Annotated in this window: 16 protein-coding genes; 6 read left to right on the plus strand and 10 right to left on the minus strand. The window is 62.6% G+C overall.

The features are described 5' to 3' along the window. Nucleotides 1-124: 124 nt before the first annotated feature. The 3 genes from BLT92_RS12065 to BLT92_RS12075 form a co-directional block, all read right to left on the minus strand. Nucleotides 125-919, minus strand: coding sequence for an MFS transporter (locus BLT92_RS12065; protein ID WP_331712249.1), 795 nt, complete (start codon nt 917-919; stop codon nt 125-127). Nucleotides 920-1,000: 81 nt separating this feature from the next. Further along, nucleotides 1,001-2,311 carry an ISL3 family transposase gene (locus BLT92_RS12070; protein ID WP_092105932.1) on the minus strand — a complete coding sequence of 437 codons (1,311 nt, stop codon included), beginning with the start codon at nt 2,309-2,311 and terminating at the stop codon, nt 1,001-1,003. 89 nt (nt 2,312-2,400) lie between these two features. After that, on the minus strand, nt 2,401-3,015 hold the full coding sequence (locus BLT92_RS12075) for an MFS transporter (RefSeq protein WP_092105933.1): 615 nt from the start codon (nt 3,013-3,015) through the stop codon (nt 2,401-2,403). Nucleotides 3,016-3,417: 402 nt separating this feature from the next. Between BLT92_RS12075 and dnaK the strand changes: the two genes are divergently transcribed. The 4 genes from dnaK (at nt 3,418) to BLT92_RS12095 (ending at nt 7,613) form a co-directional block, all read left to right on the plus strand. Continuing rightward, nucleotides 3,418-5,280: a molecular chaperone DnaK gene (gene dnaK / locus BLT92_RS12080; RefSeq protein ID WP_092105934.1), complete on the plus strand. Its 1,863-nt coding sequence runs from the start codon at nt 3,418-3,420 to the stop codon at nt 5,278-5,280. After that, entirely contained in the window at nt 5,280-5,999 is a 720-nt protein-coding gene (locus BLT92_RS12085) for a nucleotide exchange factor GrpE (protein ID WP_092105935.1), read from the plus strand. Before dnaK ends, BLT92_RS12085 begins: the two co-directional genes overlap by 1 nt. A gap of 145 nt (nt 6,000-6,144) precedes the next feature. Next, nucleotides 6,145-7,158 (plus strand): DnaJ C-terminal domain-containing protein, encoded by a 1,014-nt coding sequence (locus BLT92_RS12090; protein ID WP_092105936.1) that lies wholly within the window; start codon nt 6,145-6,147, stop codon nt 7,156-7,158. 14 nt (nt 7,159-7,172) lie between these two features. Beyond that, on the plus strand, nt 7,173-7,613 hold the full coding sequence (locus BLT92_RS12095; RefSeq protein ID WP_092105937.1) for a heat shock protein transcriptional repressor HspR: 441 nt from the start codon (nt 7,173-7,175) through the stop codon (nt 7,611-7,613). Nucleotides 7,614-7,767: 154 nt separating this feature from the next. Here the strand turns inward: BLT92_RS12095 and BLT92_RS12100 are convergent, their stop codons facing one another. From BLT92_RS12100 to BLT92_RS12110, 3 genes are all read right to left on the minus strand, one after another. Beyond that, on the minus strand, nt 7,768-9,129 hold the full coding sequence (locus BLT92_RS12100; protein WP_092105938.1) for an LPXTG cell wall anchor domain-containing protein: 1,362 nt from the start codon (nt 9,127-9,129) through the stop codon (nt 7,768-7,770). A 262-nt stretch (nt 9,130-9,391) separates the two neighbouring features. After that, a complete protein-coding gene (locus BLT92_RS12105; RefSeq protein WP_092105939.1) occupies nt 9,392-11,635 on the minus strand; it encodes a hypothetical protein in 2,244 nt (747 codons plus the stop codon). A gap of 205 nt (nt 11,636-11,840) precedes the next feature. Then, complete coding sequence (locus BLT92_RS12110) at nt 11,841-12,956, minus strand: diacylglycerol/lipid kinase family protein (protein WP_231938797.1); 1,116 nt, start codon at nt 12,954-12,956, stop codon at nt 11,841-11,843. A 97-nt stretch (nt 12,957-13,053) separates the two neighbouring features. On the opposite strand from BLT92_RS12110, the gene serS reads away from it, so the two are divergent. Beyond that, nucleotides 13,054-14,334 (plus strand): serine--tRNA ligase, encoded by a 1,281-nt coding sequence (gene serS, locus BLT92_RS12115; protein WP_092105940.1) that lies wholly within the window; start codon nt 13,054-13,056, stop codon nt 14,332-14,334. 28 nt (nt 14,335-14,362) lie between these two features. Further along, nucleotides 14,363-15,211 (plus strand): HAD family hydrolase, encoded by an 849-nt coding sequence (locus BLT92_RS12120; protein WP_092105941.1) that lies wholly within the window; start codon nt 14,363-14,365, stop codon nt 15,209-15,211. A gap of 78 nt (nt 15,212-15,289) precedes the next feature. Here the strand turns inward: BLT92_RS12120 and BLT92_RS12125 are convergent, their stop codons facing one another. From BLT92_RS12125 to BLT92_RS12140, 4 genes are all read right to left on the minus strand, one after another. After that, nucleotides 15,290-16,120 (minus strand): HAD family hydrolase, encoded by an 831-nt coding sequence (locus tag BLT92_RS12125; RefSeq protein WP_092105942.1) that lies wholly within the window; start codon nt 16,118-16,120, stop codon nt 15,290-15,292. Next, nucleotides 16,117-16,659, minus strand: coding sequence for a hypothetical protein (locus BLT92_RS12130; protein ID WP_092105943.1), 543 nt, complete (start codon nt 16,657-16,659; stop codon nt 16,117-16,119). The genes BLT92_RS12125 and BLT92_RS12130 overlap by 4 nt, the downstream gene beginning before the upstream one ends. Beyond that, nucleotides 16,656-17,213 carry a bacterial proteasome activator family protein gene (locus BLT92_RS12135; protein ID WP_092105944.1) on the minus strand — a complete coding sequence of 186 codons (558 nt, stop codon included), beginning with the start codon at nt 17,211-17,213 and terminating at the stop codon, nt 16,656-16,658. The genes BLT92_RS12130 and BLT92_RS12135 overlap by 4 nt, the downstream gene beginning before the upstream one ends. A 72-nt stretch (nt 17,214-17,285) precedes the next feature. After that, complete coding sequence (locus tag BLT92_RS12140) at nt 17,286-18,314, minus strand: NAD(P)H-quinone oxidoreductase (protein ID WP_092105945.1); 1,029 nt, start codon at nt 18,312-18,314, stop codon at nt 17,286-17,288. Nucleotides 18,315-18,336 lie beyond the last annotated feature (22 nt).

Genomic DNA, 18,336 nt, shown 5'->3' on the forward strand with positions numbered 1-18,336 from the left:
CCCACATCGACTGCGCTTACCGTCAGCGTCTCCTGCATCCCTGCCGGTGACGGGGAGCTGGACATGTCATGTCTCGTTATCTTGTAGCGATACCCAGCTGTGCTCAGTCGGAAACCCTCGTCTATTACAGCAGCACTCGCGGCCGTCGCCGACCAGAGATCCAAAACAACACAGCGGCCAGCGCCGCGGCGACGAAGCCCAGCCAAAAGGTCACAACGAACCCACCAGGGCTCGGCGCCGCGAATCCGGCCGATGACTCCAGCTGCACCGCCAGCACCATTCCCGTCACAGTTGCACCCGAGCTCGTTCCCACACTGCGCATCAGAGCATTGACACCGATCGCGGAACCAGTCATCGAGTAGGGCACCTCGGCCATGACCAGAGTGGGAATGGCCGCATACCCTATCGCCACCCCTGCCAAGGCGAACACACTGGCGATGATGAGCTGCCAAACTTCGGCGTGCCAGACCACGGAAATGAGGTATCCGACCATAGAGATCACCGAACCCAAAACCGCAGTCACACGAGCTCCGAAACGATCGGTCATGGTTGCAGCGAGGGGCGCGACGGCCATCATCGCCAAGGAGCAGGGCACCAAGGCCATGCTCGCCCACAGGATACTCAGACCCAAGCCTGCTTCGGTGCGAACCGGCAGTTCGAGAATCTGCAGGAACGAAACCTCTTGGACGAAGAAGGCGAAGCCGAGAGCGATTGAACCCAGACTGACCATCAGCAGCGGGAACTTCGACATGATGCGCAGATCGATCAGCGGGTCGCGGGTGCGCAACTCGTGCAGGCCCCAGACGAAGAGCACAACGATCCCCGTTCCGCCGAGTCCAAGCGTCGCCAGCGAAGACCACCCCCACACCGGACCTTGGGAAACCGCCACCAGAATCCCACCCAACCCGGCAGAGAGCATCAACGCCCCAAGCCAGTCGAAGCGTTGCCGAAGGCGATCGGTGCTGGGCACAACGAAGAGGACAGCGATGAGATTGATGGCTCATCGTAATTGAGAGTGTAGAACCGGTCTGAAGCCACCGGACTCGAGCAGACACCTGGCGATGTAGTGGGTGATGTTACGGAACCCCAGAGCAGACCCGCGGAGATGTTCAAGCCTGCCGTTGATCGCTTCAGTCGGACCATTGGACGTTCCCGGTCGGGTGAAGAACGCGAGCACATCAGCAGCTCGACGCTTCAGAGTCCTTCCCAACCGTTTGAGCTCAACCAGCCCTGTCGGCAGATTCGTCGCCAGTGCGTCGATGACCGTTCTCAAGAGCTTCTTGCCCTCGTTCCGGTCGGCGGTTCGGTAGGCGTTCACTATGTCTTGGTAAACAGCCCAGGTGACTTCGACTTCGGTGAAACTCGAATCGGCGAACAGGCCCGCGATGCTCTCCTGCTGCTTGGTCGTGAGCAGATCAGCGCCTGTGTGCAGAGTCCTCCTCGCTCGATACAAGGGGTCTTTCGCTCGTCCACGATGGCCAGTTGTCTCCTGCTGAATACGACGACGAACATCATCGAGAGCATCACCGGCGAGCTTGACGACGTGGAAGGGGTCCATGACTTCGACAGCGTCGGGCAGTTCCTCAACTGAGGCTGTTTTGAAGCCGGAGAATCCGTCCATCGCGACGACGTCGATGCCATCACGCCAGTCCTTCGGACGGGCTTTCAACCATTGCTTGAACACCTGCTTCGAACGTCCGGGCATCATGTCGAGCAGACGTGCTGGGCCTGTTGCCTGGCTGATCGGGGTGAGGTCGATGATGACGGTGACGTACTTGTCGCCACGCCGGGTGTGCCGCCATACGTGCTCGTCGACACCTATGACGCTGGCCCCGTCGAAACGGGTCGGGTCGTTGATCAACAGCCGGCGACCTTCAGCGAGGATTGCGGAGTTCGCGGTGTGCCAGGACACGGCGAGTTTGCTTGCGATCACGGACACGGTGTCGTGGTCGATGACGAGAGCACGCAGCGCCCAGTCGAGGCCGGTTCGAGAGATCTTCGCTCGTGGTGGTGCCGCAGCAGTGGTGTCTTGACGCCATACGCGGCCGCACTCGACGCATTTGTAACGGCGGAGGCGAATATGAAGCGTGGTCGGTCGGTGGCCGAAGGGCTCGTGGGCCAGACGGCGGACGACGGTATCGCGAACGATCCCGTGGCCACCGCACCGACGGCACCAGTTATCGGTGGTGTTGGGCCGGCATTCCAGGATGGCTTTGTGTCCGGTGATGTGCTGGCCGATACAGGTCAGGTCGAGGGTGTCGAGTCGGCAAAATGTCGTGAGGTCAGGGGTCGAGAATATAGGCTTGGCCACGTCGAGGTCTTTCGGATGGGTTGTGTGAGAACTTCCATCATCGGAAGACCTCGACGTCTATCCGGGTAGCGACTCGCCGTGTCCTGGAATCACCGATCTACACTCTCAATTACGAAGAGCCAGATTGATGGTTCCAAGGACAGCCGTCGCCAGAAGAGAAGCTTCCAATCTCCGATCTCAGCGATCCACGCGGCGAGTGGCAGACCGATCGCGCCCCCGAAGCCCATGCTGGAGCTGATGATGCTGATGCCAGCGATGCGGATCTTGCGGTTATCGACCAGACTCATCATTGAAATGCCGACAGCTGTGGCTCCCATGCTCACGCCTTGGAGTGCCCGTCCGACGAGCAGCCAGGTCAGTTCGCCTGACAGTGCAGCTATCAGGGAGCCAAGAGTCATCATCGCAAGCAGTGCAATCATGACCCTGCGCATTCCGAGGATATCGCCCAGACGCCCCGAGATCGGAGTCGTGACGGCTGCGACCAGCAGAGCAATGGTCAGTACCCACGCGGTGGCACTCCGCGGAGCATCGAGAAGCTCAGGAAGATGGTTTTGGATCGGAACGACCAGGTCTGCATGAACGCGGTGCTCGTCGCGACACACGTCAATACGACCACGAGAACCCACGGGCGGCGAAGGAGGAAGTCGCCGTCTGCCACCGGTGTCCTCTCCGTGATGATCCTTGCTGCTTTCCGATCGTCGCATAAACCCTGAGCAATGACCCTATCGTGGAAGGACCCTCGCGATTCCGAACGGAATCGCCCATCGGGTGAGGAAATCAGTGCTTTGTCGCCGCTGATAAGAATGCTCGCGGTCGACTCGATGCCATCATCGATGGAACCTGCAAGCGGTCCCAGAAACTTTTTCTCCCCCGCGGAATAAACCCTCGCTCCGCAAAGTTGAGTCTAGTGTACGCAACTTTCATGATGCCGAGCTTGACTGCTCGGATCACGAAGATAATACTTGAGTGCAGTTGGCTCAATGTGTGCGGTCGAGTGGGTCCACCGCTCGTCCCCGCGGCAGGAAATGCCGTGGAAGCCAGGTGGTGGATCCGCCCGATCGCACACATTCGAGTCGAGATTACTCACGAGTGAAGGAGAGAACGTTATGGCACGTGCAGTTGGAATCGACCTCGGAACCACGAACTCCGTCGTCACAGTCCTCGAAGGCGGTGACCCCAAGGTCATCGCGAACGCGGAAGGCGGTCGCACGACCCCATCCGTCGTTGCTGTCAACAAGAACGGTGACTCCCTGGTCGGCGAAATCGCCAAGCGCCAGGCCGTCACCAACATCAAGAACACCGTTGCTTCGGTCAAGCGCCACATGGGCACCGACTGGTCCACCGAGATCGGCGGCAAGAAGCTGTCGGCGCCGGAGGTTTCGGCCCGCATCCTGCAGAAGCTCAAGCACGACGCTGAGGAATACCTGCAGGAAGACGTGACCGACGCAGTCATCACCGTTCCCGCATACTTCAACGACGCCGAGCGTCAGGCCACGAAGGATGCCGGTGAGATCGCGGGACTCAACGTCTCACGCATCATCAACGAGCCTACCGCTGCAGCTCTGGCCTACGGCCTCGAGCGCGGCAAGGAAGATGAGACCATTCTCGTCTTCGACCTCGGTGGCGGTACCTTCGACGTCTCCCTGCTGGAAGTCGGCAAGGACGAAGACGACTTCTCCACGATTCAGGTCCGTGCGACCTCCGGCGACAACCGCCTCGGCGGTGACGACTGGGATCAGCGTATCGTCGACTGGCTCGTCGGCGAGGTCAAGAACGGATACGGCGTCGACCTGGGCAAGGATGCGACCGCCCTGCAGCGTCTGAAGGAAGCTTCGGAGCAGGCCAAGAAGGAACTCTCCTCGGCCACCAGCACGAACATCTCGCTGCAGTACCTGTCGATGAGCGAGAACGGACCCATCCACCTGGATGAAACCCTGACCCGCGCGAAGTTCGAGGATCTGACCAAGGACCTCCTCGAGCGTACCAAGGCTCCGTTCCACGCAGTCATGAAGGACGCAAACGTGTCCGTCAAGGACATCGACCACGTCGTCCTCGTCGGCGGTTCGACCCGTATGCCCGGCGTCTCCGCAGTCGTCACCGAACTCACCGGAGGCAAGGAGCCCAACAAGGGCGTCAACCCCGATGAGGTCGTGGCAATCGGCGCAGCCGTGCAGGCTGGTGTGCTCGTGGGCGAACGCAAGGACGTTCTGCTCATCGACGTCACTCCTCTCTCGCTCGGACTCGAGACCAAGGGCGGCGTGATGACCAAGCTCATCGAGCGCAACACCCCGATCCCGACCAAGCGTTCGGAGACCTTCACTACGGCCGAGGACAACCAGCCCTCCGTGTCGATCCAGGTCTTCCAGGGTGAGCGTGAGTTCACTCGCGACAACAAGAACCTCGGCACCTTCGAGCTGACCGGCATCGCGCCGGCTCCTCGCGGCGTGCCGCAGATCGAGGTCGCCTTCGACATCGACGCCAACGGCATCGTGCATGTCTCGGCCACCGACAAGGGCACCGGCACCGAGCAGTCGATGACGATCACCGGCGGTTCCGCACTGCCGCAGGAAGACATCGACCGCATGGTCAAGGAAGCCGAGGAGAACGCAGACGAGGACAAGAAGCGCCGTGAGGCCGCTGACACTCGCAACAATGCGGAGAACCTCGCCTACCAGACCGAGAAACTCGTCACCGACAACGAGGACAAGCTGCCCGAAGAGGTCAAGACCGAGATCAACTCGGACGTCGAAGCTGTCAAGGAAGCCCTCAAGGGTGAAGACGACGACGCCGTGAAGTCGGCCTACGACAAGCTCGTCGAGAACCAGCAGAAGATCGGCGAAGCCATCTACAGCCAGGCAGGTGCCGAAGGTGCCGCTGGTGAAGAGGCTGCCGGCGATGCCGATGCAAGCGCCGATGACGATGTCGTCGACGCTGAGGTTGTCGACGAAGAGGACGAGGAGAAGAAGTAATGACTGCCGAGGGCAACGATCCGTCGTCCGAGGAGCCAGGCTTCACCTTCAGCGACAAGCGCCGCATCGATCCGGACACCGGTGAGATCCGCCCAGAGCCCGACGACCAGTCGGCCTCGGCGGAGGCCGGTGAGGCAGCTGCCGCGAACGACGCCGCTGGTGCCGACGGTGCCGACGACGTCCAGGACGCCGAAGAGAACCTGGCCGATGCCAGCGACCTCGGCGTGGACATCCCGACCGATGCCTCGACGTTGAACGACACCGAGGCCGCGCAGGGCGAAGAGGCTCCCGAACCCGCACCGGGAACTGAGGCCGCAGCGCACCTGGCCGACCTCAAGCGCATCAACGCTGAGTACGCCGCCTACCGGATGCGGGCCGATCGCGAACGCGAGCGGGCAGCGACCGGTGGCACGATCAAGGCCGTCGAGGCCCTGATCCCCGTGCTCGACGAAGTGCGCCTGGCGCAGGAGAACGGTGACGTCACCGGGCCTTTCGAGACCCACGTGAACAAGCTGATCGACTCGCTGAACAAGGTCGGCGTCGAGCAGTACGGTCAGGTCGGCGACGAGTTCGATCCGCGACTGCATGAGGCACTGATGCAGCAGCCGTCGGACGAAGTCGAGACTCCGACCGTCTTCCTGGTCATGCAGCCGGGCTACCGCCTCGGCGACCGAGTCATCCGTGCCGCACGCGTCGGCGTGCAGCAGCCGGAGGACTGAGAACCACACCCTCGCCGAGGTGGCCCCACCAAGGTGGGACCACCTCGGCGGCGGTCCGGATCATCCGGGATGACAATCCCGGGGTTGCGGATTGTGAGGAGACAATTGAATACACTGATGAAGAAGACACGGAAGGAGGTGCCAGGTGAATACCGGTCCTCAGAATGATTGGTTCGAGAAGGACTTCTACAAGACCCTCGGCGTCTCCAAAGATGCTTCCGATGCAGAGATCAAGAAGGCCTACCGCAAGCTGGCACGCAAGTATCACCCGGATGCCAATCCCGGTGATTCCAAGGCCGAAGACAAGTTCAAGGAGCTCGGCCAGGCGCATCAGGTGCTCTCTGACAAGGAATCCCGCGAACAGTACGATCAGGTCCGCGCCATGGGCGGCGGCGCCAGGTTCACCGGTTCCAGTGGACCTGCAGGCGGCGCTGGCGGCGGATTCGACGATGTGTTCTCCGACCTCTTCGGCGGTGGCGGACGGACACGAACCCGCTCGCCCTACGGCGCTGGCGGGGGAGACGTGCCCCCTGACCTCGCCGACCTGCTCAACGGCTTCGGCGGAGGCGGCGGCGGTGGTTTCGGGGGCGGTTATTCGCCACCCGTCAAGGGCGGCGACATCAAGTCCAGCACCACCCTGTCGTTCACGGAGGCCATCAACGGTGCCTCGGTGAAGCTGAACATGCCGGGCGGGAAGCCCCTGACCGTGCGGACGCCGATCGGCGTCAAGGACGGGCAGAAGATCCGACTGGCGGGCAAGGGCAAGACCAGCCCCAACGGCGGCGAGGCCGGCGACGTGATCCTCACGATCAAGGTCAAGCCGCACCCCGTCTTCACTCGCGACGGTGACAACCTGCGGATGGACCTGCCGGTCAGCTTCGACGAAGCGGCCCTGGGCGCCGAGGTCAAGGTGCCCACGCTCGGCGGAATGCCGGTGACGATGAAGATCGCTCCGGGCACACCTTCCGGGCGGACTATGCGTGTGCGCGGCAAGGGCGTGAAGTCGAAGAAGGGTACCGGTGACCTGCTGGTGACCGCGGAGATCGTCGTGCCGCAGAACCTGTCGAAGGAAGCTAAGGAAGCGGTCGAATCGTTCCAGTCGGCGACCGACAATGAGGATCCGCGGGACGGTTTGCTCGACAAAGCCAGGGCCAGCTGAGGTGGTGAAGCACGATGCACATATCGTCCAGTGCAGCGGTGTACGTCATTTCGGTGGCGGCGGATCTCGCGGGCATGCATCCGCAGACGCTGCGGCAGTATGACCGTCTGGGGCTCGTCATTCCCGAGCGTACCGCCGGCAGAGGCCGCCGGTACTCGGGGCGAGACATTGCCAAACTTCGGCTGATCCAGCAGCTCTCGCAGGACGAGGGCGTGAACCTGGTGGGCATCAAGAAGATCATCGACCTGCAGAACCAGGTCGATGCGCTCAAGTCCCGGAACGAGGAGCTGGAGACAGAAGTCAGGTCTCGGATGTCGGCGAAGGAACGCGAAGCGCGAGTCTTCGCCGCAGGCAGCACCGGTGGCGATGTCGTCTCGATCTCGCGTGGCAGGCGCCCGCAGGGACGTCCCGAGCCGGGCGCGATGGTCCTCTACAGCAGGTATCGGCGCCGCTGACTCGACGGGCCCACGGTCCGTCGTTCACGCGAACGGAACGCAGCAGCTCGAATCATGACACGACGAAGGGGCGATTCCAATTGGAATCGCCCCTTCGTCATACCCGGTCACTGCGAGTGACTCAGACCGGATCTCTCCGGTTCAGGTTACGGGATCAGATCTCTGAAGGACCCTGAGCAACCTTCTTGCGGCGCATGGTCATCGTGACTGCGGCTCCACCGATGAGGAGGAGTGCCGCGCCGCCGACGAGACCGGTGAGCTCGGTACCGGTGCGGGGCAGTTCGCTGCCACCGTTTCCGTCTTCATCGCCGTTGTCTCCGTTGCCATTTCCGTCTTCGTCGCCGTCCTCGTTTCCGTCGCTGCCGCCGGCATTGGCGTCTTCGCCGACCGTGAATGCTCCGGTCATCTCGTCGTCACCACAGGTGACGGTGACGTCGTAATCGCCGAGGTAGGCCGACGGGTCATTGGCAGAGGTGCCGTAGACGTTGACCGAGGCATTGCCCTCGTCGTCAGCCTGGACGGTGTTGTCGTAGGCGGTGACGTTCGAGTTGCCCTTGGGGGTGACCACGTAGTGGACGTCCGAGCCGGGCTCGCAGTTCTCGACTGCAAGGGTGACGCCGCCGTCTTCCTTGACGAAGTCAGCGGGGCTGATGGTCTCGGGTGAGACGGTCAGCTCGGCTTCGGCCGCCGGCGTGGTGGGCTTGGGCTCTTCGGTCTCGTCCTCGGTGACGGTGAACTCGGCGTAGTTCGAGGATTGCTCGGTCGCGGTGTCCACACCGTAGACCGAGTAATCGCCGGGCTCGAGGCCACTGTCGGGTGCCGTGACGGTGGTGCTGATCTTGCCGTCTTCGTCGGCTGTGACTTCGTCCTGGTAGAACGGTGACTGAGGCGCTGCACCGATGATGGTGACCGCACTGTTGGGAGTGAAGCCCTCGCCGGTGAACTCGAGGCCGTTATCCTCGAGGTCGGAGACCGAGATCTCCTCGGTATTGAGGGAGACCTTGGGGTCGGCTTCGGGTGCTTCTGGTTCTTCGTCGTCGCCGATGACCTCGACCTGCGCGGGAATCTCTTCGGTCTCGTCGCCACGCTTGATGGTGATCGTGAAGTTGAGGGTGCCCGGATCGATGGCTGCGGGGTCGCCGGTGACATTGTGGATGGTGAACTCCACTGAGTCACCTTCAGCTGTCACTTCTTCGTCGGTGAGGTTGTCCGAGACGACATCGCCGGCTTCAAGCCCAGTGACCGTGACAGTGAGGCCCGGGTCGAGGAGATCGGTCTGGGTGATTTCTTTCGGCGAAACCGTGACCGATGCTTCGATGGCCTGAGTCTCGGCGCCGTCATGGGCTCCTTCCTCAGCAGCTTCAGCTTCCTCTGCCTGGCTGTCGTTCTGGCTGACCTGGATGTTGGTCTGTCCGAAGGTGTCGGCGGAAGGGGCTGAGGGTGCAGCCATTACGGGGGATGCGGCGAGGCCGGTGATGGCCAGGGCCACTGCGGGGGCGAGTGCAAGCTTCTTCATAGTGTCCTTCGTTCTTACAGCTGAGAATGATCTCCTACGCAGGTAACAATAATGAAATAGTCACAACGTGCATAGTTGTGGTCGTTGTGTTCACATCTGTTGTACAGATCGGGGACAGGTGTCGTCGGCTGGCTCGGCCGGGAGACCAGCCGAATAGCGTCAGAACAGTCGAAAATGGGTGTGGCCCCGACCGAAGTCGGGGCCACACCCATTCAAGCGATCACATGATCACTCGCCTTGAGCGATCACTCGGGGCGCCTGATCAGAAATCGGAAGGCGACTGTCCGACCTTCTTGCGGCGACCGGTCATCGCGATTGCAGCTCCACCGACGAGGAGGAGCATCGCTCCCGAGGCGAGACCGCCGAGGTCTGCACCGGTGCGCGGCAGCTCGCTGCCGCCATTGCCGCCGTTGCCGTCATCACTGCCGCCACCGTTCGCGCCGGCTGTGACTGTGAACGATTCCTTCATGGAGTCATCGCCGCACGTCGCACTGGCCGTGTAGGAGCCGACGTATGCCGAGACGTTGTCGGAGGTGCCGAAGACATTGACCGAAGCCTTGCCTTCGTCATCAGCCTTGACTGTATTCTCATACGCGGTGACCTGGATGCCCTTGGGTGTCACCGCGAAGTGCACATCCGCACCGGGTTCGCAGTTCTCGACTGCGAGGGTGACGCCCTTCTCGTCGTTGGCGAAGTCGGCTGCTTCGAGTGTCTTCGGTGAGACCGAGAACGATGCTTCTGCAGGAGCCTCTGGGGTGTCTCCGTCCTTGCCGTCGTCGCCACCGTTTCCGTCATCACCGTCTTCCTTGTCTTCGGCGACGACGTTGATGTTGCCGTTCAGGGTCTCCGATTCGGTGCCTTCGCGGTCGATGGTGACTGTGAACGGCACCTTGCCCTCTTCGAGGCTGTCCGGGTTGCCTTGGTAGTAGAGGGTGAACTCGAATGCCCCATCGGCCTCAACCATCTTCTCGTCGCCGGTCAGGGAGTCGGTGAGCGTGTCACCCTTCTTCACGCCCGTGACAGTGACTGTCACGCCTTTGTCGGGGTCCGAGAGATCCTCTGCGGTGATCTCCTTGGGGTCGACCGTAAGCGAGGCGTCGATTGGGTCGACGGCGTCGTCAGTGACGGTGAATGTCTGTTCTGCGGCCTTCTCTCCGGTGTCGACATCAGTGGCGGTGACTGTGTAGGGGCCCGGGGCGAGACCGCCATCGGGAGCGGTGATCGGAACGGTGATCTTCCCATTGTCATCGGCGGTGACTGTTTCATCTTGGAAGAAGGAGTTGCCCGCTCCGGCGTTGATTTCGACGTCGCCGTTCGGGGTGAAGCCCGTGCCGGTGACTGTGACGCCGTCCTTGTTGAATTCGCTCTCGCTGATCTCCGTGTCGCTCAGAGCGATTTCGGGATCGACCTGAGCGGCGTCATCGGAGGTGATCTCGAAGCTCAGTGGAACGGTTTTTGTCTCTCCGTCGCGAGTGACTTCGACGTCGAATTCTCGGATACCGGGTTCGACAGCTGACGGGTCTCCGCCATGGTCATAGATCCGGTACTCGAGCACTCCGTCCGTGTTATCGGCATCGATCGTGTCGTACTGATTGGAGAGGGTGTTGTGCACCCTGTCTCCCGGCAGCAGCCCTGTGACAGTGAGAGTGACACCCTTCGACTCGTCTGAACCAGACTCGTCATCGGTGTAATCGGTCTGAGTGATCTTCTTTGGTGAGACTGAGGCCTGAGGGTCGAAATCAGCGGCCAAGATATTTATGGACTCGGTGAGCTTCTGTGTCTTCGCGTCACTCGTCTGGCTGGCCCGGGTGACCTGGATAGAGAGCGACTTCGTTCCCTCATTGATGTCCTTGGCGGGCTTGTCGGTCTGAAGGGTCAGCGCAGCAGAACCACTGGCGGCCGTCGTGGACTCCGCTGAGAGTCCGCCGCCCTTGACTGCGACCTTGTCGCCCTTCTCCAGGTGTGTGACGTTGACCTTGAGGCCATTCTTGGCGAGGTCCTCGGCACCGATGGACGAAGCAACCGTCACTGAAGCGTTGGGTGTTTCGACTTCGTCCTCAGAGTCCTCGGAATCATCCGAGTCCTTGCTCTTGTCGTCGTCCTTGGCGTCGGAGTCGTCCGAGTCCTTGGAATCGTCGTCCTTGGGTGCAGGCTTCTCTGTATCCTTGGCGTCGTTGGCCTCCTCGTCCGCCGCCTCCTCCTCGTCGGCGGCTTCCTCGGCAGCTTCTTTTTTGTCAGCGGCCTCTTTCGCGGCGGCTTTCTTAGCTGCTGCCTCTTTTTCGGCGGCCTTCTTCTTTTCTTCTTCGGCCTTCTTCTGAGCAGCTTCTTCCTTGGCGATCCTGTCGGCTTCAGCTTTCGCAGCCTCTTCCTTGTCCTTCTTCAGCTGCTCGGCCTCGGTCAACGTAGAGTCCGACTGGGTTGAGGGGGTTTCGGCGGCGGCGACTGGGGCGGCCACCAGACCTGTGAATGCAAGGGCGACAGCCGGTGCGAGAACGAGCTTCTTCATTGGAGTGCCTTCAATCTTGAGAGTGTGAGGGGGTGCACATCTGACAGACATCCTAGGCACGGAGAATTCCCGAAACTACTTATGTACGTTTTGTTCAGGGCAAAACGCGGTAACACTTTGATGAATGAAAAGAGCGCACCGAGATGCCCCTGTGATGTGACCGGCCAGTAGCCGGTCCCTCAGGCCGGCCGGTAGCCGCTCTCTCTCAGACGGGCCAGGCCTCCGCGCGGATCTGCTTGCGCTGCTCAACGGTGGGTACGCGAACGGTCAGTGCTGAGGGCAGGACCTCCATCGCCAGATACCCGGACTGGCCGATCGGATCCCCGTCCAACTGCACGTCGAGCTCCTCGCCGGATTCGATGACGACCTTCTGGCACTTCCGGATGTTCGTATGCAGCCCCTTCGACGCCTTACGCCCCAGTACGGAGGCCAGAACGCCCACCCATTGACCCAGGTTCTTGGGGCTGACGATGAGGACGTCGAGCATCCCGTCGTCGACGACCGCCTGCGGCAGCAACTGGATGCCGCCCTGCAGCTTCCCGCAGTTGCCGCCGAGCACCGAACGCACTCGCGCCGAGACCCGATGATCGTCATCGAAGGTTACCTTCACATGGCTGGGCCGACCGACGAGTTTCCGGGAACCTGCCTCGACATAGGCCAACCAGCCGAGTCGCGACTTGAGATCGGAGTTGGTGTCGGCCATGACCGCCGCATCGAACCCCAAGCCCGTGATCACGGTGAATACGTGAGTGTCCCCATCCTCGGCGGTCTTGGCGGTTCCGACGTCGATGTCCCGATTGCGGCCCCACAGTGCGATCCGCAGCGCCCATTCGGTCTTGTCGAGGATGAGGTCGAGGTTCCTCGACAACAGATTTCCCGTCCCCAGCGGAACGATGCCCATCGGGGTGGATGTCCCGGCCAGCGCCGAGGCGACGGCGCGGACGGTCCCGTCGCCGCCGGCAGCGATGATGACGTCGACCCCCTCGTCCAGTGCGCGAACAGTGGCACCTTCGCCGGAGTCCTCGGGCGTGGTCTCGATGACCAGCGGTGGGCTCCAGCCCTCGAAACGGCAGATCGCCTCGGCGGTCGAGGCCAGATTACGGACATCGGTCTTGGTTGGATTGACGACGAGAGCGGCCCGGTAACGGCCTGAGTTCTCAATCTCGGACGAGTCGGCGTTCGTTCCGTGGCCGGACTGCCGAACGCGTTTGAGGGCGCGCAGGGCTCCGGTGCGGCGGCCGAGGAAGAACGCGACGAGCAGCGCCACGACAATGCCGGCGATGACAAACCACATCATCAGGGGATCCAAAGCGACGGTCATGTCTCAAATTTACAGTGTTCAACTTGGGAGCGAGCTGGTCACCCACCGAAGAGGCGCCCGAATGTCGAAAACCATCGCGTGCCGTTAAGCTGAGAGGGTGATCGATCTAGCGCTTCTCAGAGAAAACCCGGACCTGTTCAAGGCATCGCAGGAGGCCCGCGGCTCGTCCGTCGACCTCGTCGACGACGTCATCGCTGCGGATTCCGCACGCCGCTCAGCCATCACGGCCTACGAGGACGCGCGCGCCGATCAGAAATCCTTCTCCTCTCAGATCGCGAAAGCACCAAAAGAGGACAAGCCTGCGCTCATCGCCGAGGGCAAAGAGAAGTCTGCCAAGGTCAAGGCTCTCCAGTCCGAGTCGGAGGAAGCCGCCTTCGCGTTCGACAAGCTCGCCGGTAAGCTCCCGAACCTCATCGTCGAGGGCATCCCCTCCGGCGGCGAAGAGAACTTCGTGACCCTGAAGACGGTCGGCGAACCGCGCGACTTCAGCACCGACGGCTTCGAGCCGGCCGACCACCTGGAGATCGGTGAGACGCTCAAGGCCATCGATACCGCCCGTGGCACCAAGGTCGCGGGATCGCGCTTCCACTACCTCACAGGATTCGGCGCCAAGCTGGAGATGGCTCTGCTCAACCTGGCCCGCGACGTGGCCGAGGAAGCCGATTTCATCCCGACCATCACACCCACACTGGTCAAGCCCGAAGTCATGCGCGGCACCGGTTTCCTCGGCGAGCACGCCGATGAGATCTACCGACTCGAAGCCGATGACCTGTTCCTCGTCGGCACCTCCGAAGTGCCCCTGGCCGGCTTCCATATGGACGAGATCGTCGACCTGTCCGACGGTCCGCTGCGCTACGCCGGAATCTCCTCCTGTTACCGGCGCGAGGCCGGCTCCTACGGCAAGGACACCCGCGGAATCATCCGCGTCCACCAATTCCAGAAGGTCGAGATGTTCGCCTACGTCGAGGTCGAAGACGCCGAGGCCGAACATGAGCGTATGCTGTCCCTGCAGGAGAAGATGCTGGGCCTGTGCGAGCTGCCCTACCGCGTCATCGACACCGCAGCCGGCGACCTCGGCGACTCCGCGGCCCGCAAATTCGACTGCGAAGCCTGGGTGCCGACGCAGGAGACCTACCGCGAACTGACTTCGACCTCGAACTGCACGACCTTCCAGGCCCGCCGCCTGCAGGTTCGCGAGCGCTACGACGGCGCCACCCGCCCCGTCGCCACACTCAACGGAACCATGGCCAACACTCGCTGGCTCGTCCCGATTCTGGAGAACCACCAGCAGTCCGACGGTTCGGTCACGGTCCCCGCGGCACTACGCCCCTACCTCGGCGGCATGGTCGCGCAGGGACCAGAGGGCCCGCGTTACTGAAGCCACGATCCCCACGCTTGGAGAGAAATTGCCCAAACACCTCATTGCGCTCGACATCGACGGCACCATCGTCAACTACGACGGTTCACTGTCCGCCCCTGTCCGTCAGGTCCTGACCCAACTCGCAGAGGCGGGCCATCACCTGGTCATCTCCACCGGGCGGGCACTGCCCGGAGCGCTAGAGGTCGTGCACGCACTCGAACTCAAGGAAGGGTTCGTCGTCTGCTCGAACGGATCCGTCGTCGTCAAGCTCGACCCGGCTCTGCCATTGGGCTGGGAAATGCACCATGTCGTGTCCTTCGATCCCAGGGACGCCCTGGAGAAGATGCACGAAGCACTGCCGAACGCATTGTTCCTCGTCGAGGACCCCGACCTGCATCGCTGGGCCTCGGGGCCGTTCCCCGCGGGCGAGCTCGCAGAGTCGGACACGCTCGACATCGTCGACTTCGAGCAGCTCCTCGAGAAGCGCGCCACCCGTATCGTGATGCGCGAGGTCAACGGCACCGCGGAGGAGTTCGCCGAGGCCGTCGAACGCCTCGGTCTCCACGAAGTCAGCTATTCGGTGGGCTGGAGCAACTGGCTCGACATCGCACCCGACGGGATCTCGAAGGCCAGCGGCCTCGAACTCGTCGAATCCGAACTCGGAATCGACCACGAGCTGAGCATCGGCGCCGGTGACGGACTCAACGACATCGAAATGATCGAATGGGTCCACCACGCGATCGTCATGGGCCAGTCGAAGGACGTGCTCAAGCAGCACGCTTCGGTCGTGACGAAGTCGGTCGACGACGACGGTCTGGCCGTTGCCCTCGTCGACTACTTCGACCTCGACCCTGCCGTGCTCGCACTCAGCGGTTCCCGCGACACCCACGGCTGAGGCGAACTCATCCACTAAATCTCCCCGACGTCACTAATTGCGCCCGGCGCCGTGCGCTATTAGTGACGTCGGGTATTTTTAGGCGGGGCCAGAGGCAGGATGGGCGTCGAGGGCCGCACCCAGATACCGTGCTACGCCGTCTTCGTCGACCGCGGTGGTGACGGCGGCCGCGATCTCCTTGACCGAGTCCAGTGCGTTGCCCATGGCGACTCCATGCCCGGCCCAGGTCAGCATCTCGATGTCATTGGGCATGTCCCCGAACGCCATCACCTGTTCGCGGGCCACGCCGAGGTGGTCGCACAGTTCCTCCAGAGTCTTCGCCTTCGTGACACCGGCCGGAGCCAGTTCGACGAGGCCGTTGACCGGGTCGGAGAACGACGCATGGCAGTCCGCTGCGACGAGGGGGTCGAGCAGATCGTGGAGTGCCTCGGAATCGTCGGAGCCGATGCTGACGAGGATCTTCACGACATCACGCGTGGCCAGCTCCGACAGGTCGTCCATCACGTTGGCGTGCCGGGGATTGCGCGAGATGAAGTTCTTGTCGACGAGACCGCCGGTGAGGGTCTCGAACGCGAAATGCGCCTCCGGGTGGGAGGCCGTAATCGTGGCGATGATCTTCTCGACCTCGGCGAACTCGATGGTGTGCGCCGAGACCACGGTCGCCGAGGCGATGTCATAGACGACTGCTCCGTTGAGGCAGATGACGCGGCCCAGGTCGGGGATCTGAGCGGCGATCGCCTCCAGCCACCTGATCGGCCTGCCGGTGACGAGGACGAAGGGGATGTCCATGTTCTGGCAGCGGTGGATCGCGTCGATGGTGGCCGTGGAGATGGGCTTCCAATCCAGCAGAAGCGTGCCGTCGATATCGCTGGCGACGAGACCTAAGTCGAAGTCCTCCGGCGATGTCATGAGAGATTGTCCTGTGCACGCCGGAGCAGTTCGGCGGCATCGGTGATGAACCGCTGCGTCGCCAGGGCGCTGGGACCGATCGGTCTGCCGGCGATGAGCTCTGTGCGCGCCATCGATGCCGCCAGCACCGCCTCGGCGACCTTCGATGAGGCCTTGGTCAGCAGTTCAGGGGTGTCACCGACAGCCTTGCGGGTGTGGCCGGGGACGACCTGCCCGGAGACGGGGTGGTGGGTGTGCAGCCAGGCGGTGATCTCATCGACGACCGGCACCAGATCATTGAGGCGCTGAGTCCCGTCGACGATCGTGTTCGCGTTCGTTGTTGAGCTGTCCTGGTTTGCGTCGGCAGACGCCTGATCGTCAGCAGAGCTCTGCACACCGGCGGGCAGCTCATGGATGGCCACCGAGGTGGTGTAGTAGCGGTCGACGGCGCGGATGAACCTGTCGCGGTTATGGCGCCAGAGCCCCGTGCCGAACTGCTGATCAGGGCCTCGGCGCGAGGGGCCGCCCGGCTTCTTCAGCCCGGAGAAGATGTTCTTCACAGGTAGTTGCCTGTGCCGCGGTCATCGGCATCGTCCTGGCTCTGCCCACCCGTCGTTGCACCCGGAGCAGCGCCGGGTGCCACCATGCCCGGTGGCAGCTGTCCGTGGTCGGCGAGTTCTTGTTTCGCCATCGCCTGTTGCGCCATGATCGCGGTCTGGATGCCGTGGAAGAGTCCCTCCAGCCAGCCGACCAGCTGCGCCTGAGCGATGCGCAGCTCGGAGTTGGTCGGGGGACCGTCGCTCGTGTTGAAGGGCAGATCGAGGCGCTCGAGTTCGTCGATGAGGTCCTTGGACAGACCGTCCTCGAGTTCGTCGATCGAACGGCGGTGAATCTTCGCCAGACGTTCGCGGCCCTTCTCATCCAAATCGGTGCTGCGGACCTCTTCGAGGAGTTGCTTGACCATGGTCCCGATTCGCATCACCTTGGCGGGGGAGGACACATCGACCTGAGACGAGGGCTCCGTGATGGAGTTCCTGGCGGGACTCGTCGACTGATCGGAGGAATTCCCGTCCTGACCAGCCGAGCTCTCGGACTGATCGGGATTGCTGATCATGATCGGTTACCTTCTTCCCGTGCTTTTCCTGCGCTGCGGCTCAGACGCGCTGGGCCCCAGCCGCATCGAACCTCAGACGCTCTGTGCTGACTTCGTAGCCTGTGCCGACTCGTCGACTATGAGCAGCACCTTCCCAATGTTTGCGCCCTCTTCCAAAGCGGTGTGCGCCTTGGAGGCCTCGGACAACGGCAGCGCCTCATGGACGATCGGGCGGATGCCACCGGAGATCACGGCCGGCCACAACTGTGCGGCCACCTCGGTGACGATGGCGATCTTCTGCTCCTTGGGCCGTGCCCGGAGCGTCGTTCCCGCAACTGACTTGCGCGGCTGCATGAGGGTGGCGATGCTGAGCTCGGCCTTCGCTCCGCCCTGCATGCCGATGATGACGAGGCGTCCATCGGTGCCCAGCGCCTTGACGTTGGACTTCAGGTACTTCGCGCCGATGATGTCGAGGATGACGTCGGCGCCGGTGGAGCCGTCGGGGCGCACGCAGATCTCGTGGACGCGTTCGACGAAGTCCTCATCGCGATAGTTGATGACGGCATCGGCGCCGAGGCTGCGGCAGAACTCGGCCTTGCGCTTGGATCCGACGGTGACGACGATCTTGACGCCGAGGTGCTTGGCGACCTGGATCGCGGCAGTGCCGATTCCCGATCCCCCGCCGTGGACGAGCAGCCATTCCCCGGTCTGGATGTTGGCGTTGCCGACGATGTTGGAATGCACCGTTGACAGGACCTCGGGAAGGCCCGCGGCTTCGGTGAGATCGAGGCTGTCCGGAACGGGAAGGAGCTGACCTGCGGGGACGGGCACCGATTCGGCGTAACCGCCGCCGGAGAGCAGAGCCGCGACGCGGTCGCCGACTTTCCAACCGGTGACCTCGGAGCCGAGTTCGGCGATCGTTCCGGAGACTTCGAGGCCGGGGATCAGTGTAGCGCCGGCCGGTGGGTCGTAGAAGCCCTGGCGCTGCAGCAGATCGGCGCGATTGACACCCGCAGCGTGAACGGTGACCAGAACCTCGTCGGGTGCGATGTCCGGGGTCGGCTCCTCGATGACTTGGAGAACGTCGGGGCCGCCTGGTTCAGAAATCGTGATTGCTCGCATGATTCCACTCTAGTGGTTCGGC

The organism is Brevibacterium picturae (assembly GCF_900105045.1).
GTDB classification, from domain to species: Bacteria; Actinomycetota; Actinomycetes; order Actinomycetales; family Brevibacteriaceae; genus Brevibacterium; species Brevibacterium picturae.